The sequence below is a fragment of the Micromonospora yasonensis genome (assembly GCF_026013475.1).
Lineage (GTDB): Bacteria > Actinomycetota > Actinomycetes > Mycobacteriales > Micromonosporaceae > Micromonospora > Micromonospora yasonensis.
The window spans coordinates 1-16891 of record NZ_JAPDPH010000073.1 but is presented as its reverse complement, the minus strand read 5'-3'; the positions used below and the strand labels follow the sequence as shown (position 1 = coordinate 16891).

Below are 16891 nucleotides of genomic sequence, written 5' to 3'. Positions count from 1 at the left end.
TCCCGTCCGCGGCTCCGTAGACTCCTTCGCTGTGGACAACGCGAGGGACACCTTCTGGGGACCGGACTTCCAGCAGCTCAGCACCGTCGATCCGGAGATCGCCGGGGTGGTGCTGGGGGAGCTGGAGCGGCTGCGCGGCGGGTTGCAACTGATCGCCAGCGAGAACCTCACCTCGCCGGCGGTGCTCGCGGCCCTCGGGTCCACGCTGACCAACAAGTACGCCGAGGGCTATCCGGGCCGGCGCTACTACGGCGGCTGCGCCGAGGTGGACCGGGCCGAGGAGATCGGCATCGCCCGGGCCAAGGAGCTGTTCGGGGCCGAGCACGCCAACCTCCAGCCGCACTCCGGGGCCAGCGCGAACCTGGCCGCGTACGCCGCCCTGGTGCAGCCGGGTGACACCGTGCTGGCGATGGACCTGCCGCACGGCGGTCACCTGACCCACGGCAGCCGGGTGAACTTCTCCGGCAAGTGGTTCCACACCGTCGGCTACACGGTCCGGCGGGACACCGAGCTGATCGACTACGACGAGGTCCGCGAGCTGGCCCGGGCGCACCGGCCCAAGATGATCATCTGCGGCGCGACGGCGTACCCCCGGCTGATCGACTTCGCCCGGTTCCGGGAGATCGCCGACGAGGTGGATGCGTACCTGATGGTGGACGCCGCCCACTTCATCGGGCTGGTCGCCGGGCGGGCCATCCCCTCTCCGGTGCCGTACGCCGACGTCGTCTGCTTCACCACCCACAAGGTGCTGCGCGGTCCGCGCGGCGGCATGATCCTCTGCCGGGAGTCGCTGGCCTCCCGGATCGACAAGGCGGTCTTCCCGTTCACCCAGGGCGGCCCGTTGATGCACGCCGTGGCGGCCAAGGCGGTCGCCCTGCGCGAGGCCGCCCAGCCCGAGTTCCGGGCGTACGCCTCCCAGGTGGTCAGCAACGCCCAGGCGCTCGCCGACGGGCTGGCCGCCGAGGGGATGCGCCCGGTCTCCGGCGGCACCGACACCCACCTGGCCCTGATCGATCTGCGCGAGGTGGGGGTGACCGGCGCGGACGCCGAGGCGCGCTGCGACGCCGCGACCATCACCCTGAACAAGAACGCGATCCCGTACGACCCGCAGAAGCCGATGGTGGCCTCCGGCATCCGGGTGGGCACCCCGAGCGTCACCACCCAGGGCATGCGCGAGGGGGAGATGCGTCGGATCGCCGCGCTGATCGCCCGGGCGGTCCGGACCGACCCCGGTTCGTCCGGGGGCGCCGACGAGCTGACCCGGATCGCCGCCGACGTGACCGAGTTGGTCACCGCCTTCCCGGCGTACCCCCGTGGCTGAGCCCGGGACGCGCGCGGCGGAGGCGGACCGCGGCTGGCGGCTGCGGCACCTGCCGGTGCTGCTCGTCGCGTCGGTGGTGCTGGCCGCCGCGGCGGCGGTGCTCGGCGGGATGACCCGGGGGGCGGACGGCGCGCTCGGCGCGGCGGCCGGGGTGGCCGTCACCGCGTTCAGCTACACGCTCACCACCGTCGTGCTGGCCTGGGCCGACGCCCGGGACCCGCAGCTCGTGCTCCCCTTCGGCCTCGGCCTCTATCTCGCCAAGATGACCCTGCTCGGCGGGGTGATGGTGCTGGTGGGAGCGACCGGCTGGCCGGGACTGATCCCGTTCTGCCTCGGCATCGCGGCGGGGGTGCTGGTCTGGACCGGGGTGCACATCTGGTGGCTGGTGACGGTGCACGCCCGCCGGGTCCACCACTGAGCCCGTCCCATAGTTCGGGCGGCGTGTCGGTGTGTCCGCGATCGGTCATTCTCTCAGGGGCACGGGAGGAGTAGCGTGCCTCCAGACGACTTCGCCCGCCCGTGTCCCACACAACCAGGTTGTGCGGGGGGTGAGGCACAGCCTCGTCTCCTCGACTGATATCGTTCGCCCCGTCATGGCCGGTGACCAGAAACCCCCCAGCGCTGGCGGCCCGGGCGACCCTCCGTCCGGTGCCGGTCAGGGCTGGACCGCGCTCAGCTACCTGATCGCGGGCATGCTCGTCTGGGGGTTCATCGGCTGGCTGGTCGATCGTTGGCTCGAAACCGATGGCATCGCCACCGGGATCGGGATCGTGCTCGGCATGGCCGGGGGAATCGTCCTGGTCGTCCGTAAGCTCGGCACGCCTCAATAGGAAGGGACGCGGTGTTCGGACAGGCGAACGTCCTTGCACAGGGCGCGGCAAACTTTCCTCCCAGCGTGGAGGACTTCTACCTGCCCAGCATCCTGCCCTGGGGTGCGCACAACTCGTACTGGTTCACCAAGATCACCTTCATGGTCTGGCTGGCGGTCGGGATCTTGATCCTGTTCTTCCTGGTCAGCTACCGCAACCCGCAGCTGGTGCCGACCAAGAAGCAGTGGTTCGCCGAGTCGATCTACGGCTTCGTGCGGAACAACATCGCCGTCGACATGATCGGGCACCAGGGCGTACGGTTCGCGCCGTACTTCACCACGCTCTTCTGCTTCGTCCTGCTGACGAACTTCTTCGCGATCGTGCCGTTCTTCCAGATCTCGCCGAACTCGCACATCGCCTTCCCGGCGTTCCTCGCCCTGATCAGCTACGTGCTGTTCAACTACGTCGGCATCCGGCAGCACGGCTTCGTCAAGTACTTCAAGGCCGCGCTGGTCCCGCCCGCGCCGTGGTACATCCTGCCGCTGCTGATCCCGATCGAGGCGTTCTCGACGTTCCTGGTCCGGCCGTTCTCGCTGGCCGTCCGTCTGTTCGCCAACATGTTCGCCGGTCACATGCTCCTGCTGGTCTTCACGCTCGGCGGCTTCGCGATGCTCAACGCCACCGGGCTGCTGGCTCCGGTCTCGGTGCTCTCCTGGCTGATGACCGTCGCGCTGACCTTCCTCGAGTTCCTGGTGATCTGTCTGCAGGCCTACGTCTTCACGGTGCTGACCGCCAGCTACGTGCAGGGCGCGCTCGCCGAAGAGCACTGATCCACTTCGCACCAACCGTTGTCGTCCCGCGTGACAGTCACGCGTGATAACCAGGAGGAACACACCAATGGACGTTCTCGCCGCGGTATCGGGCAGCACCGCCGCCATCGGCTACGGCCTGGCCGCCATCGGCCCGGGCATCGGCGTGGGCCTGGTCTTCTCGGCCTACATCCAGTCGACCGCCCGCCAGCCGGAGTCGTCCCGGATGACCCTGCCGTACGTCTGGATCGGCTTCGCTGTCATCGAGGCGCTGGCCCTGCTCGGCGTCGCGTTCGGCTTCGTCTGGGCTAAGTAATCCCCCCTCTGATCGGGAGGTCTTCCATGTACTTCCTCGCCGAGGGTGCTGAACACAACCCCATCCTGCCGATCTGGCAGGAGATTGTGGTCGGTGGCATCGCCTTCATCGTGCTCTGCTTCGTGCTGATGAAGTTCGTCTTCCCCCGCATGGAGCAGACGTTCCAGGCCCGGGTCGACGCGATCGAGGGCGGCATCAAGCGCGCCGAGGCCGCCCAGGCCGAGGCCAACCAGCTCCTGGAGCAGTACCGGGCCCAGCTCGCGGAGGCGCGTACCGACGCCGCCAAGATCCGCGACGACGCCCGCGCCGATGCCGAGGGCATCCGCCAGGACATCCTCGCCAAGGCGCGGGAGGAGTCCGACCGGATCATCGCGGCCGGCAAGGAGCAGCTCGCCGCCGAGCGGGCTACCATCGTGCGCGAGCTGCGCACCGAGGTCGGCACCATCGCGGTGGACCTGGCCAGCAAGATCGTCGGTGAGTCGCTCGTCGACGAGGCGCGTCGCAAGGGCACCGTGGACCGGTTCCTGAGCGGTCTCGAGAGCACGGGGGCCCGCTGATGCAGGCCGCCAGCCGGGAGTCGTACAAGGTCGCGGCCGAGCGGCTCGACGCGTACGCCCGCGGCGCGGAGCCGTCGGCGGTGGCCTCCACCGCCGACGACATCCTCTCCGTGGCCGCCCTGCTGCGGCGCGAGCCGCGGCTGCGCCGGGCGCTGTCGGACCCGGCGCGCTCGGGTGAGGACCGCACCGGCCTGCTCACCGGCATCCTGAGCGGCAAGGTCGGCGCGGACGCGCTCGACCTGCTCGTCGCGCTGGTCGCCGGTCGCTGGTCGGCCCCGTCGCAACTGCTCGACGGTGCCGAGCGGCTGGGCGTCGAGGCACTCCTCGCCAGCGCCGACAAGGCCGGCGAGCTGGGCGAGGTCGAGGACGAGCTGTTCCGCTTCGGGCAGGTCGTCGCCGGCTCCGCCGAGCTGTCCAACGCGCTCTCCGACCCGATGGCCCCGGCCGAGCGGCGGGCCACCCTGGCCGACCAGCTGCTCTCCGGCAAGGCCCGGCCGGTCACCGTCCGCCTCGTGGAGGCCGCGCTGGCCGGCTTCGGGGGACGCTCCTTCATCGGGGCGCTCACCCGGCTGGTCGAGCTGGCCGCCGATCGGCGGGACCGCCAGGTCGCGTACGTGACCGTGGCGGCCCCGCTGAGTGACGAGGAGGAGCGACGCCTCGGTGTCCGCCTCTCCGAGATGTACGGTCGAGAGGTTTCCGTCAAGCAGACGGTGAACCCCGAGGTGCTCGGTGGGGTGAGCGTGCGGGTCGGCTCCGACCTGTACGACGGCACCGTCCTGCGCCGCCTCAACGAGACCCGCAACGCGCTCGCGAAGCGCTGACCAGCGTCTTAGCAGCCCTGATTCGACGCCATCGGACCGGTCGGTACTAGGTATCCCCGGGCCCCTGATACTTAAGGAAGCAGAGGATGGCCGAGCTGACCATCTCGACGGAGGAGATCCGCGGCGCGCTGGAGCGCTACGTCTCCTCCTACACGGCCGACGTCTCCCGTGAGGAGGTCGGCACCGTCGCCGACGCCGGCGACGGGATCGCCCACGTCGAGGGTCTGCCCTCGACCATGACCAACGAGCTCCTGGAGTTCGAGGACGGCACGCTCGGCGTGGCGCTGAACCTCGACGTCCGGGAGATCGGTGTCGTCGTTCTCGGTGACTACGGCGGGATCGAGGAGGGGCAGCGCGTCAAGCGGACCGAGCGAGTGCTCTCCGTGCCGGTCGGCGACGCCTTCCTGGGCCGCGTGGTCAACGCGCTCGGCCAGCCGATCGACGGCCTCGGCGACATCGCCAACGAGGGCTACCGCGAGCTGGAGCTGCAGGCCCCGAACGTGATGGCCCGGCAGTCGGTCTCCGAGCCGATGCAGACCGGTCTGAAGGCCGTCGACGCGATGACCCCGATCGGCCGGGGCCAGCGCCAGCTGATCATCGGTGACCGGAAGACCGGCAAGACCACGGTCGCCCTGGACACCATCCTCAACCAGCGGGAGAACTGGCGCTCCGGCGACCCGACGAAGCAGGTCCGCTGCATCTACGTCGCGATCGGCCAGAAGGCCTCCACCATCGCCTCCATCAAGGGGACGCTGGAGGAGGCGGGCGCGATGGAGTACACCACCATCGTCGCCTCCCCGGCCTCCGACCCGGCCGGCTTCAAGTACCTCGCCCCGTACACCGGCTCGTCCATCGGCCAGCACTGGATGTACGGCGGCAAGCACGTCCTGATCGTCTTCGACGACCTGAGCAAGCAGGCCGAGGCGTACCGGGCCGTGTCGCTGCTGCTGCGCCGCCCGCCGGGCCGCGAGGCCTACCCGGGTGACGTCTTCTACCTGCACTCCCGGCTGCTGGAGCGCTGCGCCAAGCTCTCCGACGAGCTGGGCGGCGGCTCGATGACCGGTCTGCCGATCATCGAGACCAAGGCGAACGACATCTCGGCGTTCATCCCGACCAACGTCATCTCCATCACCGACGGCCAGATCTTCCTGGAGACCGACCTGTTCAACCAGGGCGTCCGGCCGGCCATCAACGTCGGCACCTCGGTCTCCCGGGTCGGTGGCGCCGCGCAGGTGAAGCCGATGAAGAAGGTCGCCGGTTCGCTCCGGCTCAACCTGGCCCAGTTCCGCGAGCTGGAGGCGTTCGCCGCCTTCGCCTCCGACCTGGACAAGGCCTCTCGGGCCCAGCTGGAGCGGGGCTCCCGCCTGGTCGAGCTGCTCAAGCAGTCGAACTACTCGCCGTACCCGGTGCAGGAGCAGGTCGTCTCGGTCTGGGCCGGCACCGAGGGCAAGCTGGACGACATCCCGGTCGGCGAGATCAAGCGCTTCGAGTCGGAGTTCCTGCAGTACCTCCGGCACAAGCACGAGGGCGTCCTGGTCGCGATCGCGGACAACAAGTGGGACGACGAGATCATCGGCTCCCTCGACTCGGCGATCACCGATTTCAAGAAGCTCTTCCTCGGTAAGGAGGAGGAGCCGCGGATCAACGAGGCCCCGGCCAAGGCGCTGGAGGGCGAGGAGGCCCGCGAGACGGTGACCCGCTTCCGCGAGGGCACGACCGACCGCCCGGCTGAGAGCTGATCATGGCCGCCCAGGTACGCGTTCTTCGTCAACGGATCCGCTCGGCGAAGTCGATGAAGAAGATCACCAAGGCCATGGAGCTCGTCGCGACGAGCCGCATCGCCAAGGCCCAGGCCCGGGTGGCGGCGTCGCTGCCGTACGCCCAGGCGATCACCGACGTGCTCACGGCGCTGGCGTCCAACTCCCGGATCGATCACCCGCTGCTCACCCCGCGCGAGCAGGTGCGGCGGGCCGGCGTCCTGCTGGTCACCGCAGACCGGGGTCTGGCCGGCGGTTACAGCACGAACGCGATCAAGACGGCGGAGTCGTTGATCGCCCGGCTCAAGGCGGACGGCAAGGAGCCGGTGCTCTACGTCATCGGCCGCAAGGGCGTGACGTTCTACCGGTTCCGCAACCGGGACATCGCGGCGAGCTGGACGGGCTTCTCCGAGCAGCCGGGCTTCGCCGACGCCCGCGAGGTGGGCGAGACGCTGATCAAGGCGTTCACGGCCGGCGCGGACGACGTGAACGGCCAGGCCGGGGCGGACGGGATCGTCGGCATCGACGAGCTGCACATCGTCTACACCGAGTTCAAGTCCCTGATGACCCAGACTCCGGTCGCGAAGATCATCGGCCCGATGCAGGTCGAGGACCGCCCGCGGTCCGAGGGCCTGCTGCCGGCGTACGAGTTCGAGCCGGAGGCGGAGGCGCTGCTCGACGCGCTGCTGCCGAAGTACATCAACACGCGGATCTACGCGGCGTTGCTGGAGTCGGCGGCCAGCGAGTCGGCGGCCCGGCGGCGGGCGATGAAGAGCGCCACCGACAACGCCGAAGAGATGATCGAGAAGTACACGCGTGAGATGAACTCGGCCCGCCAGGCCAATATCACTCAGGAGATCAGCGAGATCGTCGGCGGCGCGAACGCGCTGGCCGCGTCGGGAAGTGAAGTGTGATGACTGCCCCAGTAGAGACCAAGACGGCCACCGGTCGCGTGGTCCGGGTCATCGGCCCGGTCGTCGACGCCGAGTTCCCGCGCGACGCCATGCCGGAACTGTTCAACGCCCTGCACGTGGACGTGACGCTGTCCGGCGGCCAGAAGACGCTGACCCTCGAGGTGGCCCAGCACCTGGGTGACAACGTGGTCCGCGCCATCTCGATGCAGCCGACCGACGGCCTGGTCCGCGGCACCGAGGTCCAGGACACCGGCTCGCCGATCAGCGTGCCGGTTGGCGACGCGGTCAAGGGCCACGTGTTCAACGCGATCGGCGAGTGCCTCAACCTCACCGAGGGCGAGACGCTCAACCCGGACGACCACTGGCAGATCCACCGCAAGGCCCCGGCCTTCGCGGACCTGGAGCCGAAGACCGAGATGCTGGAGACCGGCATCAAGGTCATCGACCTGCTCGCCCCGTACGTCAAGGGCGGCAAGATCGGCCTGTTCGGCGGCGCGGGCGTGGGCAAGACGGTGCTCATCCAGGAGATGATCACCCGCGTGGCCCGGAACTTCGGTGGCACGTCGGTCTTCGCCGGCGTCGGTGAGCGCACCCGTGAGGGCAACGACCTCATCGCCGAGATGACCGAGTCCGGCGTCATCGACAAGACCGCGCTGGTCTACGGCCAGATGGACGAGCCGCCGGGCACCCGGCTGCGGGTCGCCCTCTCCGCGCTCACCATGGCGGAGTACTTCCGCGACGTGAAGAAGCAGGAGGTGCTGCTCTTCATCGACAACATCTTCCGCTTCACCCAGGCCGGTTCCGAGGTCTCCACCCTGCTCGGCCGGATGCCGAGCGCGGTGGGTTACCAGCCGACGCTGGCCGACGAGATGGGCGAACTCCAGGAGCGGATCACCTCCGTCCGGGGCCAGGCGATCACCTCGATGCAGGCGATCTACGTGCCCGCCGACGACTACACCGACCCGGCGCCGGCTACCACGTTCGCCCACCTGGACGCGACCACCAACCTGGAGCGGTCGATCTCCGACAAGGGCATCTACCCGGCCGTGGACCCGCTGGCGTCCTCGTCCCGGATCCTCGCCGCGGAGTTCGTCGGCCAGGAGCACTTCCAGGTCGCCACCGAGGTGAAGCGGATCCTGCAGCGCTACAAGGACCTGCAGGACATCATCGCCATCCTCGGTATCGAGGAGCTCTCCGAGGAAGACAAGATCACCGTGGGCCGGGCCCGCCGGATCGAGCGCTTCCTGTCGCAGAACACCTACGCCGCCGAGCAGTTCACCGGCGTGCCGGGCTCGACGGTCCCGATCAAGGAGACCATCGAGGCGTTCAAGAAGATCAGCGAGGGCGAGTACGACCACTTCCCCGAGCAGGCGTTCTTCATGTGCGGTGGGCTCGAGGACCTCGAGAAGAAGGCGAAGGAGCTGATGGAGAGCTGAGGCTCTCGTCACAGCCACGGAGGCCGTCCCGACGAAAGTCGGGGCGGCCTCTGCCTGTTCGGAACCTCCCGTTACCAGATGTTCGTTTTCCCGGCAAGCGGTTCCGTCGACCGCGCGGTACCGTTTCGTGACGCGACGTTCACCTCCGAGACGTCGTCCTCCCGCAACCAAACGGAACCTTGCGCCCGTCTACCAGTCGTGGGCGTGACGATTGGAGATGCTCGTGGGTAAGGCCGGTACGGACCGCCGCAAGCCGTCCATCTGGCGGGGTGTACCCCGGTGGGCCAAGGTGTGCACCATCTTCGGGGTGGCCCTGATGGTGCTCAGCGGCAGCGTGCTGGTCGGCTACCAGGCCCTGGTGAGCCGCTACGAGGGCGCGGTCGGCAAGGCCGACCTCTTCGGTGACCAGGCGGCCGGCGCCAACGAGAAGAAGAGCGACATCAAGGGCCCCCTCAACATCCTGCTGGTCGGCATCGACCCCCGCAAGCCGGAGACCCCGCCGCTGGCCGACTCGATCATGATCCTGCACGTGCCGGCGGGGATGGACCGGGGCTATCTCTTCTCGCTTCCGCGCGACCTGCGGGTGGACATCCCCGAGTTCCCCAAGGCCAACTACTCGGGCGGCACCGACAAGCTCAACGCCGCCATGTCGTACGGCAGCCGGGTGCCCGGGCAGAACCCGGACGCCGCGCGCGGCTTCGAACTGCTGGCCAAGACCGTCCAGCAGGTCACCGGCATCCCGCGCTTCGACGCGGGCGCGATCATCAACTTCACCGGTTTCAAGAACATCGTCGACGCGATGGGCGGCGTCGACATGTACATCGAGCGGGACGTGAAGTCGGAGCACCGCAAGCCCGACGGCACCATGCGCCAGCTCAGGCCGGGCGGTGGCGGCTACCTCGGCCCGCAGGCCGAGTACAAGAAGGGCAACGCCCACCTCAACGGCTGGCAGGCCCTGGACTACGTCCGGCAGCGCTACCCGAAGAACGGCGTGCCGGACGCCGACTACGGCCGCCAGCGGCACCAGCAGCAGTTCGTCAAGGCGATGGTGAACCAGGCGTTCAGCGCCGACGTGGTGACCAACCCGATCAAGCTCGACAAGGTGCTGCGCGCGGCCGGGCACTCGCTGATCTTCAACGGCCGTGGGCACAGCGTGGTCGACTTCGCGCTGGCCCTGAAGGGCATCCGGTCCGACTCAATCGAGACGATCAAGCTGCCGGGCGGGCCGGTCACCATCGACGGGGCCTACAAGGGGGAGAAGTTCCAGTCGGTGGCGGAGGACTTCTTCGCGGCGCTCAACAACGAGCAGATCGACGCCTTCATGCTGGAGCACCCCGACTTGAAGCAGAAGAACCGCTAGTCTGACCGCCAGCGGGCCCCGGCACGCACGGGGGCCCGCTGGTGTGACCGTGGCGCAGGTCTCGCCACCCGCGTTGGGGTGCACCGAGGGCCGCGACTAGACTTTCGGCAATCCGCCGCCGCAGCAAGGAGACAGCGTGGCACAGCAGCTTCACGTCGAGCTCGTAGCCGTCGAGGAGAAGGTCTGGTCCGGCGAGGCCGAGATGGTCGTCGCCCGGACGACCGAGGGTGAGCTGGGTGTGCTGCCGGGGCACGCGCCCCTGCTCGGCCAGCTCGCGGAGCCGAGCCAGGTACGCATCAAGCAGGCCGGCGGCCAGCAGCTCGCGTACGACATCGCCGGCGGGTTCCTGTCGGTGACCGGTGAGGGCGTCACGGTCCTCGCCGAGAGCGCCACCCCCGCCACCCCGGCGCGCTGAGCCGACCCGCCGATGGAGATCGTGGAAGGGATCGGAATCGGCGTCGCGGTCGTCCTCGCCGCGCTCCTGATCCTCTTCTTCCGGCGGGCCCTGTTCACCCGCACCGGAGGCATCATCCGGCTCAGTGTCCGGGTCTCCACGATCCTTGACGGCCGAGGCTGGTCTCCCGGCTTCGGCCGTTTCGTCGGCGACGAACTCCGCTGGTACCGCATGTTCAGCTTCGCCCTGCGGCCCAAGCGGGTGCTCTCCCGTAAAGGGCTCGCCGTGGAGCGCCGCCGGCTGCCCGAGGGGCAGGAACGGCTCTCCATGCCGACCGACTGGGTGATCCTCCGCTGTACCAGTCACCACGCTCCGGTCGAGATCGCGATGGCGCGATCCACGGTCACCGGATTCCTCTCCTGGCTCGAGGCCGCCCCACCCGGGGCGGTCTCGCCGCGTCTGGCCTCCCAGGACTGGCCTGCCGCCTGAGTGGATCAAGCCGGCTGGGTCACCCGGTGGTGGGCGGACCGAGCGGACGCCGGCAGTGGTAGACCAGGGCGGGCGGCAGGTTGCGCCAGACCGTCCGGCCCACGGTCACCTCGTCGAAGAGCTCGCGCAGCAGCCGGTGGAAGCGCCGCGCCGGGCGGGCCGGCAGCGCGTGCCGGTACGCGAAGGTGGTGAAGGTCCCGCCCGACCCGAGCGCCCCGACCACCGCGTGCAGGATCGCCCGCTGCCGGGCGGCGGCGAAGGCGGCCCACGGCAGCCCGCTGACCACCACGTCGGCTGGCCCCAGGCGCCGCTCCGCCAGCAGTGCGCCCAGCGCGGCGGCGTCGGCGCGTACCACCTCGACGGCCGGGTGCCGGCGGGCCAGCGTGACGGCGAAGGCCGGGTTGAGCTCGACCGCCAGATGGTGCCCGCGACCGGCCAGCCGCTGCTGGATCGCCCGGGTGAACGCTCCGGTGCCGGGGCCGAGCTCGACCACCAAGGGCTCCCCGGCCCGGGGCACCGCCGCGGTGATGTCGCGGGCGAGCGTCGACCCGCTGGGCAGCACCGCGCCGGTGCTGAGCGGGTGCCGGGCGAACTGGCCGAGAAAGGCGGGCGCATCCCTGATCACGCTGGCTCACGCTAGGTGCGGGCCGGGTGCCTCCACGTCCTGCCGGCGGCCGCAGTACCGGCCACCTGGAGGAGGGGTGGCGGCCGATGGGAGGGGCGGTCGGGGCGGTCGCCGTCCGTATGGTTGGCCAGGTGACGGGTGGGCGACACGGTCGATGGCCGGAGCTGCTGCTCGGGCTGGTGGTGGCCGCCCTGGGGCTGGCCAGCACCTGGATCGCCCGGCCGGGCGTATCCCGTGAGAACTGGGCGGGGGCGTTCGCGGTCCTCGCCGGGCTCGCCCTGATCGGCGTACGCCGATGGCCCTGGCCGGTGCTGGTCGGTGAGATGGCGCTGCTGGTGGTGGCCGACCAGGTGACGCTGGGCGGGTCGGACACCCCGCAGCTCGCCGGCGCGGTGGCGCTGGCCTACGTCGCGTACCGGTCCGGCTGGCCGGGCACGGCGGGGGCGTACGTCCTGTTCCTGGCGGCGACGCTGGCCAACGTCCTGCAGCGCGGGAACGCCGCGGTCCTCACCGGCGGGTCGGGGGTGATCCGCCTGGTGATGCTGGCGGGGGTCTGCGCCGCGCCGGTGGCGTTCGGCCGCTACGTCGGCAGCGTGCGGCAGGCCGCGGCGGCGGCCGAGGAGCGCGCGCGGGAGGCGGAGGAGCGGCGTGCGGCACAGACCCGGGCGGCCCGGCTCGCCGAGCGGGCGGCGATCGCCCGCGACCTGCACGACATCCTGGCCCACCACATCGCCGCGATCGCCCTGCGGGCCGGCGCCGCCCGGTACGCCGTGCAGCACACCGGCCGGCCCGACGAGGCGGTGGCGGCCCTCGGCGAGCTGCGGGACACCGCCGGGCAGGTGCTGGACGAGTTGCGGGACCTGCTGGAGGTGCTGCGCGACCCCGAAGCGGTCGAGTCGGCCGACCCGCAGGTGGAACCGGAACAGGTCATCCGGGAGACCGCCCGGCGGGTCCGGGAGGCGGGGGTGGCGGTCCAGGTCACCGTGCCGGCGGCCCTGGCCCGGGTGCCGCTGGTCGTGGCGACCACGGCCGCCCGGTTGGTGCAGGAGGCGCTGACCAACACGCTCAAGCACGCCGGGCCCGGCGCCATCGCCTCGGTGGACGTCGAGATCGTCGATGGCGCGCTGCTGCTGGAGGTCCTGGACAGCGGGCCGGTACGCCCGCGTCCCGCGCTGCCCGCGTCCGGGTACGGGCTGAGCGGGATGCGGGAGCGGGTCGGCCTGCTCGGCGGCACGCTCAGCGCGGCGGCCACGGCGGGCGGCGGCTGGCGGGTGCGGGCCCGGCTACCGATCAGGGAGAACGCATGATCAGGGTGCTCGTGGTGGACGACCAGACCCTCGTCCGGGCCGGGGTCGGCCTGCTGCTGCGGACCGCCGGCGGCTTCGAGGTGGTGGGTGAGGCGGGGGACGGCCAGGAGGCGGTGCGGCTCGCCGAACGGTTGCGGCCGGACGTGATCCTGATGGACCTGCGGATGCCCCGGATGGACGGCATCGAGGCGACCCGGCGGATCCTGGAGCGGCAACCCTCGGCCCGGGTGCTGGTGTTGACCACGTTCGCCGACGACGCCAATGTGTACGGTGCGCTCGGCGCGGGCGCGCTGGGCTACCTGGTGAAGGACGGCGCGCCGGAGGAACTGGTCGAGGCGGTGCGGCGGGCTGCCCGGGGGGAGGCGCCACTGGCGCCCTCGGTGCTGGCTCGGGTCCTGCGTCGAGCGCTCGCCGCACACCAGCGGGACCGCGAACCGGACCGGCCGACCGCCCTGCGGTCGCTCAGCACCCGGGAGCGGGAGGTGCTGGCCCTGGTCGGCGCCGGGCTGTCGAACGCGGAGATCGGCGCGCGGCTGCACCTCGGGGTGACCACCGTGAAGACGCACGTCTCCGCCGCGATGGAGAAGCTGGACCTGCGCAACCGGGTGCAGGCGGCGGTGCTGGCGCACCGGCTCGGCCTGGTCGACGACGACTTCAACCCGGTGCCGGGTGCGGGGGATCCCTAGGGGCAGGGCCGGCCACCCGGAGGACCCGGGTCGGCCGCCGGGAGGACGGCGGCGCGCCGTCCGCGCGGGACGCTGGTGAGCGTGACGTTCCTGGACTCCCTGTTGGACCGGCTCGGCGGCCTGCCGCCGGCCGGAGTGCTGCTGCTGGTGGCGGCGGCGGTGCTCGCCGCCGAGGTGGGGCTGCTGGTCGGCGTGCTGCTGCCGGCGGCCACCACGATGCTGACGGTCGGGCTGCTGGCCCGGGCGGGCCGGCTCGACCTGGGCGTCGCGCTGGCCGTCACCACGCTCGCGGCGTTCGCCGGCGACCAGGTCGGCTACCTGGAGGGGCGGCTGCTGGGCCCCCGGTGGCGGGGCGGCCGGCTCGGCCGGTGGATCGGGGAGCGGCGGTGGCGGCAGGCCGAGGCGCTGGTCGCGACCCGTGGCGGGACGGCGGTGCTGCTCGGCCGGTGGACCGCCTTCGCCCGCACGCTGGTGCCCCGGGTGGCCGGGGCGGCCGGGCTGCCGTACCGGCGGTTCGTGCTCTTCGACGGCCTGGCGGTGGTCGTCTGGGTGCCCGGCACGGTGCTGCTCGGCTGGGCGGTCGGCGCGGTGCCGACCGGCCTGCCGGCCGCCGCCGGGGTGCTGCTCGCGGCGGCGGTCACGGCCGTGCTCGTCACCCGCCGGCTCCGGGTACGCCGCCGCGCGCGGCCGGCGGTGCGGGCCTGCCGGGGCCCCGCCCGGGCGCGGCGGCCCACCCGCCGGCGGGGTGGCTCCCGCCGGCCCGGCGCCGGCCGGACCGCCCCGGCCCGCCGCGGCGCGCTGGACCGGTCCTGACCCCCCGTCAGGCGACCCCGGCGACCAGTTCCACCTCGTATCCCTGCCCGTCGGTGAGATACCCGGCGTACGTCTGCGGGCCGCCGGCGTGCGGGTGGCGGTCCGGGAAGAGCAACTCCCAGCCGTACGCCGGCGCGGCCGCGACCAGCCGGTCCACCGCGGCCGGCGGGCCGGCGTGGAAGGCCAGGTGGTTGAGGCCCGGGGCGAGCCGGTCGTGCACCCGGCCGCTGAGCGCCCGGGACTCCTCCAGCACCAGGTAGGTGGCGCCGAGCCGCCAGGACCGGCCGGCCGGCCAGTCCTGGAACGGCGTCCAGCCCAGCTCACCGAGGAGCCAGCCCCAGCCATGCGTGGCGGCGGCGAGGTCGGGAACCCAGACCTCGACGTGGTGCAGCGCGCCGGCGGTCAGCGCTTCCCGCCCGGCACCCATAGCACATCTCCGTCCGGATTTGCCGTTCTTGACAGGATAAAGAGCAGATCGGAGAGCCGGTTGAGATACTTTGCCGGGAGGTGGCTGGTCCGGTCCGGGTCGTGCGCGACCAGGGCCCACGCCGCACGCTCGGCGCGCCGGGCGATCGTCCGTGCCACGTGTAGCAGCGCCGCACCAGCGGTGCCGCCGGGGAGGATGAAGGAGTCGAGCTTGCTCAGGCGCGCGTTGTACTCGTCGCACCAGCCCTCGAGGCGCTCGACGTACGCCTCGGTGACCCGCAGCGGGGGGTACTTCGGGTCCGGTTCCACCGGGGTCGACAGGTCCGCGCCCACGTCGAACATGTCGTTCTGGATCGACGCCAGCACCGACCGCAGCTCGTCGGAGAGCTGCCCCAGGGCGAGCGCGACGCCGATCGCGGCGTTGCACTCGTCGACGTCCGCGTACGCGGCGATCCGCGGATCGGTCTTCGGCACCTGCTCGTTGTTGCTCAGCCTGGTCATGCCGGCGTCGCCGGCCTTGGTGTAGATGCGCGTGAGGTGGACGGCCATGACGCACAGCCTACGGATACCGGACCTGACCATCCCGTCGCGGCCGGGCCAGACCGGCTGGCCGGCCGGGGTCGGCCCGGGAGACGCCGGTGACCCAGCCGTCAACGACGTCGACGTCATCCGGGTGCCCGGTGGGGCCCGGCTTTCCGGCACGGTGCACGTGGTCGGGGCGAAGAACTCGGCCCTCAAACTGATGGCCGCCGCGCTGCTCGCCCCGGGCCGCAGCGTGATAACCAACGTCCCCCGGATCACCGACATCGCGATCATGGGGGAGGTGCTCCGCCGGCTCGGCTGCGGCGTACGGTTCACCGCCGACGACCCGGTCGACCCGATGGTGGCCTGCGGCGGCGTGGAACGTTCCCGGTCGGTCGTCATCGACGTGCCCGAGCAGCCCGGCGCGGAGGCCGACTACGACCTGGTCCGCCGGCTGCGCGCGTCGATCTGCGTGCTCGGTCCGCTGCTGGCCCGCCGTGGGTACGTGCGGGTGGCCCATCCCGGCGGGGACGCCATCGGCTCGCGCGGCCTGGACATGCACATCGCCGGGCTGTCCCGGATGGGCGCGGAGATCTCCGGCGAGCACGGCTTCGTCATCGCCGAGGCCCCGGACGGGCTGCACGGCGCGGACATCGTGCTGGACTTCCCGAGCGTCGGGGCGACCGAGAACCTGGTCATGGCGGCGGTGCTGGCCCGGGGCGCGACGACGATCGACAACGCCGCCCGGGAGCCGGAGATCGTCGACATCTGCTCGATGCTGATCCGGATGGGGGCCCGGATCGAGGGGGAGGGCACCTCCACCCTGCGCATCGTCGGGGTGCCCGAGCTGCACCCGGTCCGGCACGCCACGGTGGGGGACCGGATCGTCGCCGGGACCTGGGCGTTCGCCGCCGCGATGACCCGCGGGGACGTCACCGTGACCGGCATCGAACCGGCGTACCTGGAGGTCGCGCTGGACAAGCTGATCTCGGCCGGCGGCCTGGTGGAGACCCGGCGCGGCGCCTTCCGGGTACGGATGGACGACCGTCCCACCGCCGTGGACGTGGTGACCCTCCCATTCCCGGGCTTCGCCACCGACCTGCTGCCGATGGCGATCGGCCTGGCGGCGGTGAGCGACGGGGCGTCCCTGATCACCGAGAACATCTTCGACGGCCGGTTCATGTTCGCCAACGAGATGATGCGGCTCGGCGCGGACATCAAGACCGACGGTCACCATGCCCTGGTCTGCGGCCGCGACCGCCTCTCCGGCGCCCCGGTCCGGGCCACCGACATCCGGGCCGGCGCCGGCCTGATCATCGCCGGGCTCTGCGCGGACGGGGTCACCGAGGTCTCCCACGTGCACCACGTCGACCGCGGCTACCCGGACTTCGTCGCCGACCTCCGGGCGCTCGGTGTGGAGGTCGAGCGTGGCACGGTGCCGGAGGAGCCCGCGCTGGAGATCTGACCGGGCGACGGCTCAGCTGTCGTTCAGGCTCGCCCTCGCTGCGCTCGGTGCGTTCGGTCATGAC

At 71.4% G+C, this 16891-nt stretch carries 20 protein-coding genes; 17 read left to right on the top strand and 3 right to left on the bottom strand.

The genetic code is table 11. From position 1 onward, the window contains the following. Positions 1–31 precede the first annotated feature (31 nt). The 13 genes from ONA70_RS17005 (at position 32) to ONA70_RS16945 (ending at position 10983) form a co-directional block, all read left to right on the top strand. Positions 32–1321 (top strand): serine hydroxymethyltransferase, encoded by a 1290-nt coding sequence (locus tag ONA70_RS17005; RefSeq protein ID WP_265007418.1) that lies wholly within the window; start codon positions 32–34, stop codon positions 1319–1321. Beyond that, positions 1314–1739: a hypothetical protein gene (locus ONA70_RS17000; protein WP_265007417.1), complete on the top strand. Its 426-nt coding sequence runs from the start codon at positions 1314–1316 to the stop codon at positions 1737–1739. The genes ONA70_RS17005 and ONA70_RS17000 overlap by 8 nt, the downstream gene beginning before the upstream one ends. Positions 1740–1914: 175 nt before the next feature. Further along, a complete protein-coding gene (locus ONA70_RS16995) occupies positions 1915–2151 on the top strand; it encodes an AtpZ/AtpI family protein (RefSeq protein WP_265007416.1) in 237 nt (78 codons plus the stop codon). Between the two features lie 11 nt (positions 2152–2162). Next, positions 2163–2960, top strand: coding sequence for a F0F1 ATP synthase subunit A (gene atpB / locus ONA70_RS16990; RefSeq protein ID WP_265007415.1), 798 nt, complete (start codon positions 2163–2165; stop codon positions 2958–2960). Positions 2961–3027: 67 nt separating this feature from the next. Continuing rightward, positions 3028–3255: an ATP synthase F0 subunit C gene (locus ONA70_RS16985; protein WP_091197508.1), complete on the top strand. Its 228-nt coding sequence runs from the start codon at positions 3028–3030 to the stop codon at positions 3253–3255. A gap of 26 nt (positions 3256–3281) precedes the next feature. Next, entirely contained in the window at positions 3282–3812 is a 531-nt protein-coding gene (locus ONA70_RS16980; protein WP_265007414.1) for a F0F1 ATP synthase subunit B, read from the top strand. After that, positions 3812–4633 (top strand): F0F1 ATP synthase subunit delta, encoded by an 822-nt coding sequence (locus ONA70_RS16975; protein ID WP_265007413.1) that lies wholly within the window; start codon positions 3812–3814, stop codon positions 4631–4633. The genes ONA70_RS16980 and ONA70_RS16975 overlap by 1 nt, the downstream gene beginning before the upstream one ends. Positions 4634–4719: 86 nt before the next feature. After that, complete coding sequence (atpA, locus tag ONA70_RS16970) at positions 4720–6372, top strand: F0F1 ATP synthase subunit alpha (RefSeq protein WP_265007412.1); 1653 nt, start codon at positions 4720–4722, stop codon at positions 6370–6372. Positions 6373–6374: 2 nt separating this feature from the next. Continuing rightward, complete coding sequence (locus tag ONA70_RS16965) at positions 6375–7304, top strand: F0F1 ATP synthase subunit gamma (protein WP_265007411.1); 930 nt, start codon at positions 6375–6377, stop codon at positions 7302–7304. Continuing rightward, positions 7304–8740, top strand: coding sequence for a F0F1 ATP synthase subunit beta (atpD, locus tag ONA70_RS16960; RefSeq protein ID WP_265007410.1), 1437 nt, complete (start codon positions 7304–7306; stop codon positions 8738–8740). The genes ONA70_RS16965 and atpD overlap by 1 nt, the downstream gene beginning before the upstream one ends. Before the next feature lie 217 nt (positions 8741–8957). Continuing rightward, complete coding sequence (locus ONA70_RS16955) at positions 8958–10100, top strand: LCP family protein (protein ID WP_265007409.1); 1143 nt, start codon at positions 8958–8960, stop codon at positions 10098–10100. A gap of 136 nt (positions 10101–10236) precedes the next feature. Then, positions 10237–10515 carry a F0F1 ATP synthase subunit epsilon gene (locus tag ONA70_RS16950; RefSeq protein ID WP_265007408.1) on the top strand — a complete coding sequence of 93 codons (279 nt, stop codon included), beginning with the start codon at positions 10237–10239 and terminating at the stop codon, positions 10513–10515. Between the two features lie 12 nt (positions 10516–10527). Beyond that, positions 10528–10983 carry a DUF2550 domain-containing protein gene (locus tag ONA70_RS16945; protein ID WP_265007407.1) on the top strand — a complete coding sequence of 152 codons (456 nt, stop codon included), beginning with the start codon at positions 10528–10530 and terminating at the stop codon, positions 10981–10983. Positions 10984–11002: 19 nt separating this feature from the next. Here the strand turns inward: ONA70_RS16945 and ONA70_RS16940 are convergent, their stop codons facing one another. Further along, complete coding sequence (locus ONA70_RS16940) at positions 11003–11608, bottom strand: class I SAM-dependent methyltransferase (protein ID WP_265007406.1); 606 nt, start codon at positions 11606–11608, stop codon at positions 11003–11005. 131 nt (positions 11609–11739) lie between these two features. Between ONA70_RS16940 and ONA70_RS16935 the strand changes: the two genes are divergently transcribed. The 3 genes from ONA70_RS16935 to ONA70_RS16925 all read left to right on the top strand — a co-directional run bounded on the left by ONA70_RS16935 (position 11740) and on the right by ONA70_RS16925 (position 14414). Next, positions 11740–12915 carry a sensor histidine kinase gene (locus ONA70_RS16935; RefSeq protein WP_265007405.1) on the top strand — a complete coding sequence of 392 codons (1176 nt, stop codon included), beginning with the start codon at positions 11740–11742 and terminating at the stop codon, positions 12913–12915. Further along, a complete protein-coding gene (locus ONA70_RS16930) occupies positions 12912–13601 on the top strand; it encodes a response regulator (protein ID WP_265007404.1) in 690 nt (229 codons plus the stop codon). Before ONA70_RS16935 ends, ONA70_RS16930 begins: the two co-directional genes overlap by 4 nt. 81 nt (positions 13602–13682) lie before the next feature. After that, on the top strand, positions 13683–14414 hold the full coding sequence (locus ONA70_RS16925; RefSeq protein WP_265007403.1) for a DedA family protein: 732 nt from the start codon (positions 13683–13685) through the stop codon (positions 14412–14414). Positions 14415–14421: 7 nt separating this feature from the next. On the opposite strand, the gene ONA70_RS16920 is transcribed toward ONA70_RS16925, so the two are convergent. After that, on the bottom strand, positions 14422–14841 hold the full coding sequence (locus ONA70_RS16920) for a VOC family protein (protein WP_265007402.1): 420 nt from the start codon (positions 14839–14841) through the stop codon (positions 14422–14424). Beyond that, positions 14817–15389 (bottom strand): cob(I)yrinic acid a,c-diamide adenosyltransferase, encoded by a 573-nt coding sequence (locus ONA70_RS16915; protein WP_265007401.1) that lies wholly within the window; start codon positions 15387–15389, stop codon positions 14817–14819. Before ONA70_RS16915 ends, ONA70_RS16920 begins: the two co-directional genes overlap by 25 nt. Here ONA70_RS16915 and murA point away from each other — a divergent pair. After that, positions 15388–16827 (top strand): UDP-N-acetylglucosamine 1-carboxyvinyltransferase, encoded by a 1440-nt coding sequence (gene murA / locus ONA70_RS16910; RefSeq protein ID WP_265007400.1) that lies wholly within the window; start codon positions 15388–15390, stop codon positions 16825–16827. The genes ONA70_RS16915 and murA overlap by 2 nt on opposite strands. Positions 16828–16891: the final 64 nt, after the last annotated feature.